This window comes from Streptomyces sp. NPDC088252, from assembly GCF_044740965.1.
Classification (GTDB): domain Bacteria; phylum Actinomycetota; class Actinomycetes; order Streptomycetales; family Streptomycetaceae; genus Streptomyces.
Genome location: NZ_JBIURS010000008.1, coordinates 199,795 through 214,376, shown reverse-complemented (window position 1 = coordinate 214,376; position 14,582 = coordinate 199,795). Strand labels below are relative to the sequence as shown.

At 70.4% G+C, this 14,582-nt stretch carries 13 protein-coding genes; 6 read left to right on the top strand and 7 right to left on the bottom strand.

Going from position 1 to position 14,582, the window contains the following annotated elements:
• Positions 1–22 precede the first annotated feature (22 nt).
• Positions 23–754, top strand: coding sequence for a CDP-alcohol phosphatidyltransferase family protein (locus ACIOHC_RS18830; RefSeq protein ID WP_351080220.1), 732 nt, complete (start codon positions 23–25; stop codon positions 752–754).
• On the opposite strand, the gene ACIOHC_RS18825 is transcribed toward ACIOHC_RS18830, so the two are convergent.
• Positions 720–1,169 carry an adenylyltransferase/cytidyltransferase family protein gene (locus tag ACIOHC_RS18825; RefSeq protein ID WP_351080222.1) on the bottom strand — a complete coding sequence of 150 codons (450 nt, stop codon included), beginning with the start codon at positions 1,167–1,169 and terminating at the stop codon, positions 720–722. The two genes, ACIOHC_RS18830 and ACIOHC_RS18825, sit on opposite strands and share 35 nt — an antisense overlap.
• A 210-nt stretch (positions 1,170–1,379) precedes the next feature.
• Here ACIOHC_RS18825 and ACIOHC_RS18820 point away from each other — a divergent pair, with 210 nt between their 5' ends.
• The 3 genes from ACIOHC_RS18820 to ACIOHC_RS18810 are packed head-to-tail and all read left to right on the top strand — an operon-like array spanning position 1,380 to position 5,574.
• Positions 1,380–2,645 (top strand): glycosyltransferase, encoded by a 1,266-nt coding sequence (locus ACIOHC_RS18820; RefSeq protein WP_351080223.1) that lies wholly within the window; start codon positions 1,380–1,382, stop codon positions 2,643–2,645.
• Entirely contained in the window at positions 2,642–4,333 is a 1,692-nt protein-coding gene (locus tag ACIOHC_RS18815; protein WP_351080225.1) for a lipopolysaccharide biosynthesis protein, read from the top strand. The genes ACIOHC_RS18820 and ACIOHC_RS18815 overlap by 4 nt, the downstream gene beginning before the upstream one ends.
• A complete protein-coding gene (locus tag ACIOHC_RS18810) occupies positions 4,330–5,574 on the top strand; it encodes a hypothetical protein (protein ID WP_351080227.1) in 1,245 nt (414 codons plus the stop codon). The genes ACIOHC_RS18815 and ACIOHC_RS18810 overlap by 4 nt, the downstream gene beginning before the upstream one ends.
• Here the strand turns inward: ACIOHC_RS18810 and ACIOHC_RS18805 are convergent.
• Complete coding sequence (locus tag ACIOHC_RS18805; RefSeq protein WP_351080229.1) at positions 5,543–7,057, bottom strand: hypothetical protein; 1,515 nt, start codon at positions 7,055–7,057, stop codon at positions 5,543–5,545. The two genes, ACIOHC_RS18810 and ACIOHC_RS18805, sit on opposite strands and share 32 nt — an antisense overlap.
• Positions 7,058–7,163: 106 nt before the next feature.
• Here ACIOHC_RS18805 and ACIOHC_RS18800 point away from each other — a divergent pair, with 106 nt between their 5' ends.
• On the top strand, positions 7,164–8,324 hold the full coding sequence (locus tag ACIOHC_RS18800; protein ID WP_351080231.1) for a glycosyltransferase: 1,161 nt from the start codon (positions 7,164–7,166) through the stop codon (positions 8,322–8,324).
• A 1-nt stretch (position 8,325) separates the two neighbouring features.
• Here ACIOHC_RS18800 and ACIOHC_RS18795 read toward each other — a convergent pair whose 3' ends face one another.
• From ACIOHC_RS18795 to gmd, 5 genes are read right to left on the bottom strand one after another with little or no spacing between them, the layout of a single operon-like run.
• Positions 8,326–9,153, bottom strand: coding sequence for a glycosyltransferase family 2 protein (locus ACIOHC_RS18795; protein WP_351080233.1), 828 nt, complete (start codon positions 9,151–9,153; stop codon positions 8,326–8,328).
• On the bottom strand, positions 9,150–9,845 hold the full coding sequence (locus ACIOHC_RS18790) for a hypothetical protein (RefSeq protein WP_351080235.1): 696 nt from the start codon (positions 9,843–9,845) through the stop codon (positions 9,150–9,152). Before ACIOHC_RS18790 ends, ACIOHC_RS18795 begins: the two co-directional genes overlap by 4 nt.
• Complete coding sequence (locus ACIOHC_RS18785; protein ID WP_351080236.1) at positions 9,842–12,103, bottom strand: LamG-like jellyroll fold domain-containing protein; 2,262 nt, start codon at positions 12,101–12,103, stop codon at positions 9,842–9,844. The genes ACIOHC_RS18790 and ACIOHC_RS18785 overlap by 4 nt, the downstream gene beginning before the upstream one ends.
• Entirely contained in the window at positions 12,100–12,411 is a 312-nt protein-coding gene (locus ACIOHC_RS18780; RefSeq protein WP_401843239.1) for a hypothetical protein, read from the bottom strand. Before ACIOHC_RS18780 ends, ACIOHC_RS18785 begins: the two co-directional genes overlap by 4 nt.
• Positions 12,408–13,421, bottom strand: coding sequence for a GDP-mannose 4,6-dehydratase (gmd, locus tag ACIOHC_RS18775; protein WP_351080240.1), 1,014 nt, complete (start codon positions 13,419–13,421; stop codon positions 12,408–12,410). Before gmd ends, ACIOHC_RS18780 begins: the two co-directional genes overlap by 4 nt.
• Positions 13,422–13,536: 115 nt before the next feature.
• On the opposite strand from gmd, the gene ACIOHC_RS18770 reads away from it, so the two are divergent.
• Positions 13,537–14,520 carry a GDP-L-fucose synthase gene (locus tag ACIOHC_RS18770; RefSeq protein WP_351080242.1) on the top strand — a complete coding sequence of 328 codons (984 nt, stop codon included), beginning with the start codon at positions 13,537–13,539 and terminating at the stop codon, positions 14,518–14,520.
• Positions 14,521–14,582: the final 62 nt, after the last annotated feature.

Sequence of the window (14,582 nt, the reverse complement as noted above, 5' to 3'; positions counted from 1 at the left end):
ACAGGGACACGCTGGGGGGCGTATGGAAAGCACAGGCACGGTCCTGCGCGAGTTGCGCGGTGCGCAGAAGACGGCCAAGGGGGTGTCGCTGTACTCGCGGTACGTGAACCGTCCGGCCGGGCGGGTGTTCGCGGCAGGCGCGTACCGTATCGGACTGTCGCCCAATCAAGTCACCCTGATCAGTGCGGTGTTCACTTTCGCGGCCATCGCCTCGGTGGCACTCGTCCGGCCTTCCTGGGGGCTCGCGGTCACGGTGTACGCCGGTCTGGCCGTCGGCTTCGCCCTCGATTCGGCCGACGGCCAGCTGGCCAGGCTGACCGGCCGGGGCGGCCCGGACGGCGAGTGGCTGGACCACGTCGTGGACTGCGCCAAGATGATCCTCGTACACACCGCTGTACTGATCTCGTTCCAGCGGTTCTCCGTTCTGCCGTCCGACGGCTGGCTGCTCCTGCCGCTGGGCTTCCTGTTCACCGCCGTGCTGACCTTCTGCGCGGGGCTGTTGCGCGAACAGCTGGGCAGGGCGGCCGCACGGCCCGCACCGGACGGCGGCGCCCCGGCCCCGGTGTCCCGGATGCGCGCATTGGCACTGCTGCCCGCCGACTACGGGGTGTTCTGCCCGGTGTTCCTGCTGCTCGGTGACCGGACCGCATTCCGCGTCGGCTACGCCGCGCTCGCCGTCGTGCACGCGCTGTTCCTCGTGGCGTTCCTCGTCAAGTGGTTCAGGGAGCTGAAAGCGCTCCGGACTGCGGACTGACGAGGGAGTCCAGCGCCCGGCGCAGCTGGGTGCTGGACGTGTGCACGGTGTACGGGAAGTAGACCACCTCGACGCCGACCTCGGCGAAGTCGTGCTCCAGCCGCCGACCCTTCTCCGTGTCCCGCCAGTCGTCCCCCTTGAAGATGACGTCGAACCTGACTTGCTGCCAGGTCTCGATCTTGTCGGGCACGGTCTCGACGAACGCGGCATCCACATGGCGGACGCTGCGTACGATCTCCAGCCGCTCCGGCAGCGGAATCACCGGTTTGTGGCCCTTGGCGAGCACGGCCATCTCGTCCGAGACGACTCCTGCGACGAGGTAGTCGCACTGACTGCGGGCATGCCGCAGGATGTTGAGGTGCCCTATGTGGAACAGGTCGTAGACCCCCGGCGCGTAACCGACCCTGTGCACCATCCGTGCTCTCCCCCCACGGTGAACGTGATGTCCGTGTCCCGGGGTGGTTGTCCGGACATGACATCCGGTGCCGCGGGATATCGGTATCGGTGTTGATGGTGCAACGACCTTACTGTGAAGACCACTTGCGTATCTCGTGAACGGATAAGCTCGCTTTTGGGGCTGTTCCTTGGGGGAACACAGAACGTTCCGGGGGGAAGGCGGGCGTCCATGTCCGATGCCGATCGTCACAAGCCGTTCGAAGGCCGCACGCTGCTGGTCGTCTCGACGAACTACGCGCCGGAGCTGACGGGCATCGGCCCGTACGCCGCGCAGCTTGCCGAGCACTGGGCCGAGAGCGGGGCCGACACCCATGTACTGACCGGCATGCCGCACTACCCGGCCTGGCGGACCGACGCGGCGTACCGGGGTGTGTGGCGGGCCGTCGAGAAGCGGGCCGGGGTCACCGTCCACCGGCGAAGACACTATGTGCCGTCCCGTCAGAGCGCCCTGCGCAGAGCCGTGTTCGAGGCCACGGTGCTCGGTCACGGACTGCTGGCGCCGCCTGTCTCGCGTCCACCGGACGCGGTGATCTCCCAGATGCCCAGCCTCGCGGGCGGGGTCACCGGAGCCCGACTGGCACGCCGCCACCGGGTCCCTTACATACCGGTCGTACAGGATCTGATGGGTGCGGCCGCCGCCCAGAGCGGAATCCGGGGAGGCGGCCGGGCGGCGGCCGTCGCCTCGGCGGCCGAACGGTACGCGCTGCGCTGCGCGGCCCTCGTGGGAGTCATCCACGATACCTTCGTCCCGCGCGTCACCGCTTACGGCGTGGACCCCGGCCGCATCCGTACCGTCCCGAACTGGTCGCACGTCCGGACCCCTTCCGGCGACCGCGCCGCTACGCGGGCCAGGCTCGGGTGGAGCGAGGGCACTCCCGTGGTCCTGCACTCCGGGAACATGGGGCTCAAACAGGGGCTGGAGGTCCTCGTCGACGCGGCCCGGCTCGCGCCGGACATCCGCGTCGTGCTGATGGGGGACGGGAACCAGCGCGAGGCGCTGCTGGGGCGCGCGGCGGGCCTGCGCAACCTGGATTTCCTGCCGCCGGCCGACGCCGACGAGTTCACGGACATCCTCGCCGCCGCCGATGTGCTCGCGGTGACCCAGCGGGCGTCCGTGCTCGACATGAGCGTGCCGTCCAAACTGACCTCGTACTTCGTCTCGGGCCGCCCCGTCGTCGCCTCGGTCGCCGACGGGGGAGGGACGGCCCAGGAGGTGCACCGGTCCGGAGCCGGGATCCTGGTCGCGCCGGAGGACCCCGCCGCGCTGCTGTCAGCCGTACGCAAGCTCGTCGAAACGCCGGCCGGGGCGGACGCGCTCGGCGCCAACGGGCCGCGGTACGTCGCACGCCATCTGAGCCGGGAGGCGGGCCTGGCCCGCTTCGACGCACTGCTCACCGAGGTCCTCGCCGACGCACAAGGGAGACCACACCGATGACCCAGCCCATCCGCGCCCTGGAGGACCAGGACGAACCCGCCCTGCTGCGGGACCAGTTCCGCCAGCTCCTGCGCTACCGTGCACTCCTCGCCTCCGGCGTGGTCCTCGGGCTGCTGGGCGGCGGCTGGCTCGCCCTGAGCGGCGAGGACAGCTACACGTCGACGGGTGAGGTGGTCGTCCGCTCCGCCGCCTCGGACCCCTTCGCCGCGGGCGCCTCCGCCGACAAGGGCATCAACATCGGCTCCGAGCGGCAGACCGCGGTCAGCGACACCGTGGGCACCCTGGCCGTCGGCTCCCTGGCCAGGCACGGCGACCGGGTGGACGTCGGAGCGCTGCTGTCCGGACTGCAGGTCACGAACCCGCCGAACACCCTCGTGCTCCGCTTCTCGTACACCGGCCGCACCCCCGCCCTGGCGAAGGCTCGGGCCGAGGCGCTCGCCGACGCCTATCTGGAGATCCGCAGACAGCGCACCGAGGACAGCATCGCCAACATGGTCGACGGCTACCGTGCCCAGCTGAAACCGCTCACCGAGCAGCGGGACCAACTGGCGGAGCAGGCCGTCGGCAGCAACGACGTGACCAGCGCACGGGCCAACCTCGTGGTCTCGATCTCCGAACTCAGCAGGAAGATATCGGAGTTGCGTGCCCTGGACACCACTCCCGGCTATCTGACGAAGAGGCCCGTGGCGCCCACGAAGCCCACCGGCGCGGGGCTTCCCCTGCTGCTGGGACTCGGCGGAGTCGTCGGGCTGGCGCTGGGGCTGCTGCTGTCCTGGGTACGCCTGGTCTTCGACCCGGCCGTGCGCTCCACCCGGGAACTGGTCCGTTCCCTCGGTGCCCCGCTGCTCGGCACGCTGCCCAGGGAGCGGGCAACCGCGGGCACGCTGCTCGCCATCGGGCGGAGCGGGAGCCGGTTGGCCGAGGAGTACCGGGCGGTCGCCTTCCGGCTCGCCTACGACCCGTGGTTCGCCCAGCGCCGCAGACTCCTGGTCACGGCCCCGCGCGGGGACAGCACCGCCGCGGCCGCCGCGGCGGTCAATCTGGCCGCGGCCTTCGCCGAGATGGGACGCGACGTACTCCTGGTCGAAGCCGATCTGCGCACCCCCACACTGGCCAGGGACCTCGGCCCGGCCGTGCAGGGCGCCCGGCCACGCTGGGCGACGGAGGGAGAACGGGCCTGGCCGTCGGACAGCCGGATGAACGTGGACGTACCCGGATCGGGCGCCTTCACCCTGATAGCGGGCCGGCGCACGGACAACGTGCCGCGCGCCCTCACCTCCGCGCCCGTCGGGCGGATTGTCGCCGAGGGCGACCGGCCGGACGCCGTCGTCATCGTGCTCGCCCCGCCCGTGCTGTCGTACGCCGACGCCGTCGCGCTGATCGACCGGGTGGAGGGCGTCGTCGTGGTCTGCGACCCGCGCGAGGTGCACCGCAGCGACCTGGAAAGGATCCGCGAGATCATCGAGGCGGCCGGCGGAACGGTGCTCGGCGCTCTGCTGCACCCCGGCCGGAGCCGCCACGAGCGCAGGGCCCGCAAGAAGGCGCGCAAGCGTCGCGCGGGCGGTGGCCGGTCCGGCTCCGCGCCCGGCCCGGGCGACGGGGACAGCCACGGTGGCGCCGGACATTCCGGTGACCCGGCGCAGACGCTGGGCCTGCGCACCTTCGACTCCACCGCGGGACACAGATGAAGGCACGAACCGCGATCGCCTGCTCGATCGCGGACCAGGGCGTGGCGGCGCTCACCAACATCCTGGTGCTGGTGGCGGCCGCCCGGCTCTCCACCGTGGCCGACTTCGCCCGATTCTCGGCGGTCTACCTCGTCTTCACGGTGCTCCTGGGCGTTTTCGGCGCGTACACCGGGCAGCCGCTCGTGCTGCGGCGCGGCGAGCGCGACGAGGTGGGCGGCGCGTGCCGGTCGGCGGTCGTCTTCACCCTGCTCGCCGCGTCCGCGCTCGGCGCCCTGCTCGCCGCCGTCTGTCTGCTGCTCCCGGGCGCCACCGCACGCGCCCTGATGACGCTGGGACCCGTTCTGCCGGTGGTCCTCGGACAGGACACCATGCGCTACGCCTTCTCCACCCTGCAGCTGCCGCACCTGGCACTGGGCAGCGACGTGCTCAGACTGGCGTGCGTACTGGGCGCGTTGGCCATGCAGCCGTACGGCACCCCGGCCGCCCGGCTCGTCACCGTCTGGGGGCTGTCCGCACTGCCCGCCCTGCTGCTGTCGGCCGCCCTGCTGCACCGCAGGGTGGCCGACACACCGCTGCGGCTGAAGGGCCTGCTGCGAAAGGGGCACCTGGGGCGGCGCTTCGTGGTGGAATTCGGGGTCGGCAACGCAGCCGGCCAACTCTCCGTGCTCGGACTCGGTGCGGTCGGCAACCCGCTGGTGGTCGGCGCCCTGCGCGGCGCGACCACACTCTTCGGGCCGCTGAACGTGCTGTTCACCTCGGCCACCGGCTTCGGTCCGCCGCTGCTCGGACGGCTCTCCTGCGAACGGCGCCGGGTACGCGCCACGGTGACGCTCGCCGCCGTACTGGCACTGACCGCGGGGGCCTGGGCCACCGTACTCGCCCTGCTGCCCGACGGGGTCGGCCGCCACCTGCTCGGCGACACCTGGTCAACGGCCGTCGCCCTGCTCCCTGCGACCGGCAGCCAGTACGCGGCGATGGCCGTCGGCACCTGCGGACTGCTGGCCCTGCGAATGCTCGACCCCCGTACCACTCTCTCCATCCAGGTGGTCTTCTCACTCGCCGCCGTGGCCTTTCTGACGGGCGGCTATGTGCTCGGCGGGGTGCCGGGCGCGGCCTGGGGCCTGTGCCTGGGATCGGTCTGCAAGGCCGTGGCCACGTGGGCCCGGGTCGCCCGCCTGAACCGCCGCACCGCGGGCGACCGGGCGCCCGTCAGCGCGGACGCCATCCGTTCCGGCTCCTGAAACTGGTGACCAGCAGCAGACAGAGGGCCGCGATCGCCAGCTTCCCGACGGACTGCAAGAGCGGTCCGCGCAACAGGATGAAGGTGTACCCGGCGATCAGCGGCGCGGCGATGGCCAGGACGCTGCCGGGGCCCGGACCGTCCCGGGAGACGGCCCGCGCGTAACGCCGGTCGGTGCGCGCCGCGGCGTACCCGATCAGTGCGAACGCGCCGACCATGCCCGGAGCGCCGAAGTCGACCCAGAGCTCGGTCCACAGCGGCGCCGACAGGTTGGTCATGTTCATCCCCATCCACTGGCCGACGCGCACTCCTGTGTCCTCCGGCTTGCCACTCCACACCGACCGGGGCACGAAGAACAGCGCGGAGCCCGTCAACTGACGCCCATAGGTGTGGCCCCGGGTGTCGACCCAGGTGACGGTGTTGGCGAACATCACCGCCTGGTCGTAGTCCTTGGTGGCCAGCGGCTCGAAGACCGACGACGTCTCCACCGGCCGGTACCCGGCGTTGTCGTAGCGGAACCGGTCCGCGTACGGGAACAGCACCAACGCCCCGACCACTCCCATGACCAGCACCGAGCGGTACATCGCAGCGCTGCTCGGGAACGCGGTGAACAGGAGCGAGACCAGTACGGTCACGAACCAGTAACGAGCATTGGAAATCGGGTTGTTGACGATGACATTGAGGACCAGCAACGCGCACCAGACAAGCACCGTCGAGGGGGAACGCCGGGCCCTGCGCGAGGTCACCAGCCGACGGGTCCAGAAGAGCAGCCCGAGCAGCGCGGGTACCGTACCGAAGCCCTTGAGGAAGGCCGACCCCACATTGGACTGGTCCGACACCACCCCGCTGGCCGCGACCGAGGCGCTGATCTCCTGGCGACTGGTGAAGAAGACGGCGGGCCCGCCGAGCTTCACGATGTAATAGCCGCTCGCCGCAAAGGCCAGCACCACCAACAGCCTGAGCCGTACCCGGTGCGCCGTTGCCGGACCGCTCCCGGAGCGTGCGGTGGCCCGGCGGCGCAGCGGGCGCCGGGACGCCAGCAGCGCCCCGAGGTCGAACGCCGCACACCCCACCAGGACCAGCGCGATGGCCGTCACCAGATCCGACCGCGGCCCGACCATCGGTGTCGGGGTCTGCCCGATGACCACCTGCGCGAACGGCGCCACCCCCATCGCGATGTACACGAACATCCAGAAGACGCCCTGCAGCAGGCGGCGCCGGGTGGACAGGATCATCGTGGCGAGCCGGGCCCCCGCATAGCAGGTCAGCGCGAGTTGCAGCCAGTACGCGGTGTCCCGGGCGCCGGTGCCCGGCTGCGCGGCGATCACCGCGGGCAGGAAGCAGACCAGGCCGAGGATGAGCGGCACGGCGACGGCGCGCGACAGCATGGCCCACGCCAGGGGCCTCGCCGGCGGCTGGACCGGGCCTTGCGGGCCGTGCTCCGGTACGGGGGCGGACGGCGCCGCCTCGTGCACGGACGTCATCTGTCCCCCCGCTCCGTGGATCTGTGAACACTCTAACGAATCAACCCACTTGGGGGGTTTGGATGACTATTCTGTAAAAGACCGGCCGAGACTGAGGGGGACTCTGGTGAAGATCCTGCACGTCGTCACACTGCACACTCCGGACCACGCGTTCGGCGGCCCGACAAGGGTGGCGCTCAACCTGTCGAGGGTCCAGCGTGCCGGCGGCGACGACGCCCGCATCATGGCGCTGGGTGACGGCTTCGAGGGGCGGCTGCCGCGCGAGGTCGAGGGAGTCCCGGTCCATCTCTTCCAGGCCCGTCATCTGCTCCCCATGTTCGAGGTCAGCGGAATCACTTCCGGCGCGCTCCTGCTCGCCGCCCGGCGCATGATGCGCGGCGCCGATCTCGTCCATGTCCATCTGATGCGCGACCTGGTGACGCTCCCGGCCGCGCTGCTCGCGCTGGCCTCCCGTACGCCCCTGGTCGTCCAGACCCACGGCATGGTGGACCCGACCGAAAAGCGGGTCGCCCAGTTGACCGATCTGCTGGGCGTACGCAAGGTGCTGCGCGAAGCCGACGCCGTGCTGCATCTGACCGAGAGGGAACGCCTCGATGTGAACGCCGTCGCCGCACCCGTGCCGTTGACCCGCAGCGTACGGCTGGTCAACGGCGTGACGCCGCAGGAGCCCAAGCCCGCCCGCGCGCCGGGGCGGCCGCCGACGGTCCTCTTCCTGGGCCGGATCCAGGAGCGCAAGCGTCCGCAGGACTTCGTCGCCGCGATGCCGACGGTCCTGGCCGAGCACCCGGACGCCCGGTTCGTGCTCGCCGGCCCCGACACCGGAGCGCTGTCGGAGACTCTCGAACTCGCCCGCGAACTGGGGGTGATGGACTCCCTCCGCCACCTGGGACCGCTCGGCCACGAAGAGGTTCTGGCCGCGGACGGGGAGGCCGATGTGTACGTACTGCCGTCGATCGAGGAACCCCTGGCCGTCTCCGTCCTCGAAGCGATGTCCGTCGGCACCCCCGTGGTCATCACCCGCACCAGTGGCCTCGGCCCCGATGTTGCGAAGGCCGGGGCCGGCCGGGTGATCGACAGCCGGGTCGGCGAGGACGGGGAGAACGCCCTCAAGGTCGCCCGTGCGGTGCTGGAACTCCTCGAACCCGAGGCCAACACACAGGCCGGCAAGGCCGCCTGGGACCTGGTCAATGAGCACTTCACCATCGATGTCGTGACCCGGACCCTCCGGCGGACCTACGAGGACGTCGTCCGCCGGAAGGATCACTGAGTCAAACGGTCTTCCCCTCACGGGACTTGAGCGCGATCTGCCAGCGGTAGAAACTCATCGCCAGCGCGAAGTCGAAGCCCGCCCGCCCGTCCAGGAACCCCCGCCGGTACACATACATGTACGCGAACGACACCAGGGGCTTGAAGGGCGCCTTGTGGAACAGCTGCCCCTGGCGGGATTTCACCTTGCGCACCTGCTCCTTGACCTCCGGGTGATGTTCCAGCCATGCCTCCCAGTCCGAGTACCGGTTGTGCCGCTCGAACCAGGCGGTGACCGGGTCGAGATCCTGATGCTCGATCGGATGGCGGAGCGAGCCGACCGACTCGGCGACCGGCTGGTAGTGGCCCTCGACCTCGCCGATGCCAGGCGCCTCCAGATCACCCACCTCCGGGTAGTGGCAGCGGGTGCGATCGGTCAGCGACCGCTTGCGGATGGTGTATCCGTGCCGCAGCCGCTTCCCGGAGAACCAGTAGCCCAGCGGTATGTCGTACGCCGCCGGTCCCGGCGCCCCGGGATCGGCGAAGATCTGCCGCAGTTCGGCCAGCAGCCCCGGACTGAGCCGCTCGTCCCCGTCGAGCAGCAGGATCCAGTCCAGGTCCGTGCGGACATGGTCCAGGCACCACTGCTTCTTGCGCGGATGACCGCCGTCCCAGGTGTACGTGATCACCTCGGCCCCGCACTCCTCGGCGATCTTCACCGTGTCGTCCGTACTGTGCGAGTCGACGACGACCACCGCCTCGAAGTGGCCGAGCACCGACGTGACCGCCTCGGCGATGTTGAGCCCCTCGTTCTTCGTGGGGATCGCCACGGCTATCGGCAGCTTGCTCATCCAAGGTCTCCTTCCGGCAGCCAGGCGTAGCAGCCTGTGGAGGTGAAGGCGCGGGCCGCCTTCGGGACGGTGATCCCGGACCGTTTCCCGGAGGCGGAGGAGCCCGACGCCAGGGTCCTGCCGTTCGCCCCGGCGATCCGCCAGGTGCAGTTCTCGGTGGGGGTGACGTCGCGGTAGCGGCCCGGCCGGATCCGCGCGCCCTCGTACGTGCCGTCGGCGTACCCCCGCGAGGCCTCCCGCACCAGGTCGCCGTGGTGGGGGCAGAGGTGTGCGACGGCGGGCTCCGCGTCGGCGATCTCGCCCGTCACGATCGCGCCGACCGCCGTGTCCCGGTCGACCTTCACGAGGTACGTCAGCCTGTCGCAGGTCTCCTGACCGGTCTGGAGCACCGCTGCCGGATCCATCCCCCGGGGAACCCGGTCGACGAGGTACTCCTTCTGCTTCTTGGTGAAGGTGCCGGTGGCCGGGGTGAGTTCATCGGTGGGCAGCCTGGGCGGTTCGCTCGTGCGCCGGGCCGGGGGACCACCGGACGCGGTGGCCCCGGGGCCGGCCGAAGAGGCGGCGACGGGGGTCCGGCCGACCGAGGGCCCGGCGCCGTTCGCCCCCTCGTGCCCCTCGGAGGACGAGCCGCAGGCGGCCAGTGCCGCCGTCAGTACGACGACGGCGCCACCGGCCCGGAACGGATACCTCATCCACCCGTCCTCAGGGCGTAGTGGGCACTGACCTGAGAGCTGCTCAGCGCGGTCGGGTAGACGGCGGTCTCGTCGACCTGCCCCGCGAAGAAGTTGCTCGTCGGCCGGCTCGGCCAGTTGTTCAGGTTGTCCCCGCCGACCCGCCAGTAGCCGCTGTAGGCCTCGTTGGTGGTGTACAGGGCGCTGGAGGCGCGCAGCTGCCCGTCCACGTACAGGGCCATGCCGCCGGTGCCCTGGGTGGCGACGACATGGTGCCAGGCGCCGTCGTTGTAGGCGGCGGGAGTGGTGATGGTCCTGGTGCCGCCGCTGTGGACGCCGAAGACCAGCCGCCCGTCGTCGCGCATGTACACATGCTTGTCGTACTTGGTGCTGTTCTGCATGGTCACATTGCCGAAGCCGATGATCTTCCCTCCCTTGGTGGTCGTCGTCCTGATCCAGGTCTCGACGGAGAACCTGGTGGGCTGCGGGTGAAGCTTGTTGCTGTAGGCGTACTGGTTCGTTCCGTTGAAGCCGATCGCGGTCGAGGGACCCGCGACCGCTGCCGGAGTCTGCCGGTAGGCGGGGGAGTTGCGCAGGAATCCGTTGTCCCGTCCGCCGCCGGTGTCGGCCGCGAAGGTCGAGGTGCCTTCGTCGTACCGCCAGTACAGCGACGCGCCGTCGGCCAGCACCTTGGCGGGGTACTTCTCGGCGGTGGACGCCACGGTGGCGGACAGAGCGGGCGACTTGGCGCTGGTGTTGGTGCCGTCGCTCGCGCTGATCCGGTACGAGTGGGTCTCGCCCGGGGCCACGTCCGTATCGGTCCACCTCAGCTGCGGCCGGTCCCAGAACAGCGAGTATCCGGTCGTGGTGTACACCGGGGTGCTCGCACCGTCCTTGTAGATCCGGTAGGTGAGTTCACCGTCGTCGGCGTCGAAGCTCGTCTGCCAGTTGACCTCCACCTTGCCGGGGGCGACCGTGGACAGGCTGACGTTCGGCACCCAGGGCGCCCCGGTGTCCGGACCGTCGGCGAACCGCGTCAGACCCTGCTGTCGCGCGCCGTTGACGGTGGTGAACTCGCCGCCCACCCACAGGTAGTGGTGGCCGCCCTTGTCGGTCTGAGCCATCACCCGCGGCCCGACCGGTTCCCCGATGCCGTCATTGGTGTCCGGGAACCACGGGAGCAGTTTCGGATCGTCGACCGACTGGGCCAGCAGGTGCCTGCGCGGCTGGTCCGGGAACTCGCCCATGCTGGAGCAGTCGTGCGCGTGGCTCCCGCTGTACAGAACTCCGTTGTGCACCAGGACGGCCTGCGTGGCGCCCAGGCAGGTGTCCCGCCAGCGCTGCTCGAAGTTGCTGAGGTTCAGCGCGATCCGGCCGTCGAAGACACCGCCTCCGGTGCCCTCGTTGGCGGTGTAGAAGCCGGTGGCGTCCGTGGCCAGGTCCTGCACCGTGGAGGTGTTCGGAATGAAGCCGGCCGGGTAGCTCTTGGCGACGGCCCCGGTGGTGGCGTCCACGACGGCCAGCGCGTGCGACGTGGTGCCGTTGACGGTGAAGAAGTCGCCGCCGAGCAGTACGTGCTTGCCGTCGGGCGTCAGCTCCAGGGCCCGGCCCACCTCGTCGGTGTCGGCCCTCCACGGCTTCAGCGCGGCACCGGTGGTGACCGCGGCGAACTTGTTCCGGGTCTGCCCCGCCACGGTATTGAAGTCGCCGCCCAGATAGACGGTGTCCGCCGTGACGGCCAGGGCCCGCACCGTCGCGGAGACGGAGAACTTGAAGTCCTGGCGCGGGGTGCAGGTCGCGGTGTCGATCGCGGCGATATTGCTCACCCCTACCCCGCTCACCGCCCCGAACTGCCCGCCGACATAGAGCGTCTTCCGATCCGGGGAGAGGGCGAGTGCCCGTACGGTCGCCGTTCCCGACGACAGCGTGAACGACAGGCTGCAGCCGGTCGGCGCACCGGTCGCGGCGTCGAACGCGGCGAAGTTCACCGCGGGCTGTTCGGAGGTACCGGCGTCCGCGCCCGGTGGCCGGACGGTGGAGAAGGTGCCGCCGGTGTAGACGACACCGGCGTCCGACGCGGCCATCGCCCAGACGATGCCGTTGGTCTGCCAGGTGGTGAGATCGTCCGCGGTCATCGAGACCGGCGGGGTGAGGGCCGCCGCGGGGGAGCCCCCGGACGTGGCGGCGGTCAGTGCTCCGGCGAGCAGGCAGAGCGCGGAGGCCGCGGCTCGTGCCCGGCGGTGTCCGGTGGGTCTGCGCCCCGTACTTCCGTTCATCATTCAGCTCCGAAGGTGAGAACGAGCTGCGGCCGGAAGGCCGCGGTTCCTGCCTCGTCCGGCCGACGGCGAGGACGCTCCGTCCCGCTGCCGGCGAGGGCGAGTGAGTGGTCCGGGACCGGGGTCCGGACCGGTGCGGACGCGCTCGGATCCACCGGATGGCCGGTGGAGGAGACCGAGGAGGCGTCCGTGATGGTCCCCGGCACGGTCGTGGGGTGCGACGGCCGGGCGCTGTGGGGGAGCGCCGAAGCGGGCCGCATGCCGGTGACCGGCGCCGCGATGCCGCGGTGGAGGACGGCCGTACGGTTCATCGGTCCACCCGTACGGCCGCTCCGGCGAGTTGGTCGGACAGTTGGCTGATGTCCGCCTCGACCATGATCCTGGCGAGCTCCCGCGCCCTCACCGCCGGTTTCCAGCCGAGGAGTTCCTCGGCCTTGGCCGCGTCACCGATCAGCGCGTCGACCTCGCTGGGGCGCTCGTACTTGGGGTCGTAGCGCACGTGCTCCCGCCAGTCCAGTCCCGCGTGGGCGAAGGCGTACTCCAGGAACTGCCGGACGCTGACCCCCTCGCCGGTGGCCACCACGTAGTCGTCCGGACCGTCGCACTGCAGCATCCGCCACATCGCGTCGACGTACTCGGGGGCGTAGCCCCAGTCGCGCACGGCGTCGAGGTTGCCCAGGTGGAGGTGGGTCTGGAGACCCGCCTTGATCCTGGCCACCCCGCGCGTGATCTTCCGGGTCACGAAGGTCTCGCCGCGGCGCGGGGACTCGTGGTTGAAGAGGATCCCGTTGACCGCGAACATTCCGTACGCCTCACGGTAGTTGACGGTCGCCCAGTACGAGTAGACCTTCGCGACGCTGTACGGGCTGCGCGGATGGAACGGGGTCTTCTCGTTCTGCGGCGGCGGGGTCGCGCCGAACATCTCCGAGGACGACGCCTGATAGACGCGGGTGTCGATGCCGCTCGCCCGGACGGCCTCCAGCAGCCGGATGGTGCCGAGCCCCGTGATGTCGCCGGTGTACAGCGGTGCGTCGAAGGAGACCCGGACGTGCGACTGCGCACCCAGGTTGTAGACCTCGTCGGGCCGGATGTCACGCAGCAGGTTCACCAGTGCGACCCCGTCGGCGAGGTCGGCGTGATGCAGGACGAAGGATCTGTTCTCCTCCTCCGGGCCCTGGTAGATGTGATCGATCCGCTCGGTGTTGAAGCTCGACGAGCGGCGTATCAGTCCATGGACCGTGTACCCCTTGTCGAGCAGCAACTCGGACAGGTACGAACCGTCCTGTCCGGTCACGCCGGTGATGAGCGCGGTCTTCGCCACGTCTCCCCCTCCTCTGGTCGCCTGAAAGGCTGTTGGTACCCGCCGAAATATCGGGAATTGAGTGATCTGCGGCAAAACATCACCGCGGCCGGTGGCTGCTGGCACAATCCGAGCCATGACGACTGATCTACCCGGCCCTTCCCAGGAATCCGTCCGCCCCCTCCTGCGACCCGGCGCCCGCATATTCGTCGCGGGCCATCGCGGCCTGGTCGGCTCGGCGGTGGTGCGCCGCCTCACCGACGCCGGGCACGAGGTGATCACCCGCGACCGCGACCGTCTCGATCTGCGCGACACCGCGCGGACCGGAGCGTTTCTCCGCGAGGTCCGCCCCGACGCCGTGGTGCTGGCTGCCGCCAAGGTGGGCGGGATCATGGCCAACAGCACGTATCCGGTGCAGTTCCTCGAGGACAACCTGCGCATTCAGCTCAGCGTCGTCGCCGGAGCGCACGCCGCCGGGGTCGAGCGGTTGCTCTTCCTCGGCTCGTCCTGCATCTACCCCCGGCGCGCCCCGCAGCCGATCCCCGAGAGCGCCCTGCTCACCGGTCCGTTGGAACCGACCAACGAGGCCTACGCACTGGCCAAGATCGCCGGAATCGTGCAGATCCGGTCCTACCGGCGGCAGTACGGCGCCTCGTACATCAGCGCCATGCCCACCAATCTCTACGGACCGGGTGACAACTTCGATCTGGAGACCTCGCACGTACTGCCCGCGCTGATCCGTCGCTTCCACGAGGCGCGCCGCGACGGCTCGCCCGCGGTCACGCTCTGGGGCTCCGGGAGCCCCCGCCGCGAATTCCTGCACGTCGACGACCTGGCCGCCGCGTGCCTTCTGCTGCTGGAACGCTACGACGGTGACGACCCCGTCAACATCGGCTGCGGCGAGGATCTGACCATCCGCGAACTCGCCCGCATCATCTGTGAGGTGACGGATTATCAGGGCATCGTCGAGTGGGATGCCGCCAAGCCCGACGGCACCCCCCGCAAGCTGCTCGACGTCTCCCTTCTCACCTCCCTCGGGTTCACACCGCGGATCGCACTGCGCGACGGGATCGCCCGCACGTACGCCTGGTGGCTGGAGCAGACGGCCGCGCAGGTCTGAGCGGGCCCGACGGGCCGTCCGGCACGGGCCGGCCGACGCGATGCGACGGCCGCCCGTCCCCC

Bases quoted from the DNA above. Each gene is read 5' to 3' on its own strand.
- ACIOHC_RS18830 (WP_351080220.1), top strand. From the start codon at position 23: ATGGAAAGCACAGGCACGGTCCTGCGCGAGTTGCGCGGTGCGCAGAAG.
- ACIOHC_RS18815 (WP_351080225.1), top strand. From the start codon at position 2,642: ATGACCCAGCCCATCCGCGCCCTGGAGGACCAGGACGAACCCGCCCTG.
- ACIOHC_RS18825 (WP_351080222.1), bottom strand. From the start codon at position 1,169: ATGGTGCACAGGGTCGGTTACGCGCCGGGGGTCTACGACCTGTTCCAC.
- ACIOHC_RS18820 (WP_351080223.1), top strand. From the start codon at position 1,380: ATGTCCGATGCCGATCGTCACAAGCCGTTCGAAGGCCGCACGCTGCTG.
- ACIOHC_RS18795 (WP_351080233.1), bottom strand. From the start codon at position 9,153: ATGAGCAAGCTGCCGATAGCCGTGGCGATCCCCACGAAGAACGAGGGG.
- ACIOHC_RS18770 (WP_351080242.1), top strand. From the start codon at position 13,537: ATGACGACTGATCTACCCGGCCCTTCCCAGGAATCCGTCCGCCCCCTC.
- ACIOHC_RS18780 (WP_401843239.1), bottom strand. From the start codon at position 12,411: ATGAACCGTACGGCCGTCCTCCACCGCGGCATCGCGGCGCCGGTCACC.
- ACIOHC_RS18785 (WP_351080236.1), bottom strand. From the start codon at position 12,103: ATGATGAACGGAAGTACGGGGCGCAGACCCACCGGACACCGCCGGGCA.
- ACIOHC_RS18790 (WP_351080235.1), bottom strand. From the start codon at position 9,845: ATGAGGTATCCGTTCCGGGCCGGTGGCGCCGTCGTCGTACTGACGGCG.
- ACIOHC_RS18810 (WP_351080227.1), top strand. From the start codon at position 4,330: ATGAAGGCACGAACCGCGATCGCCTGCTCGATCGCGGACCAGGGCGTG.
- ACIOHC_RS18805 (WP_351080229.1), bottom strand. From the start codon at position 7,057: ATGACGTCCGTGCACGAGGCGGCGCCGTCCGCCCCCGTACCGGAGCAC.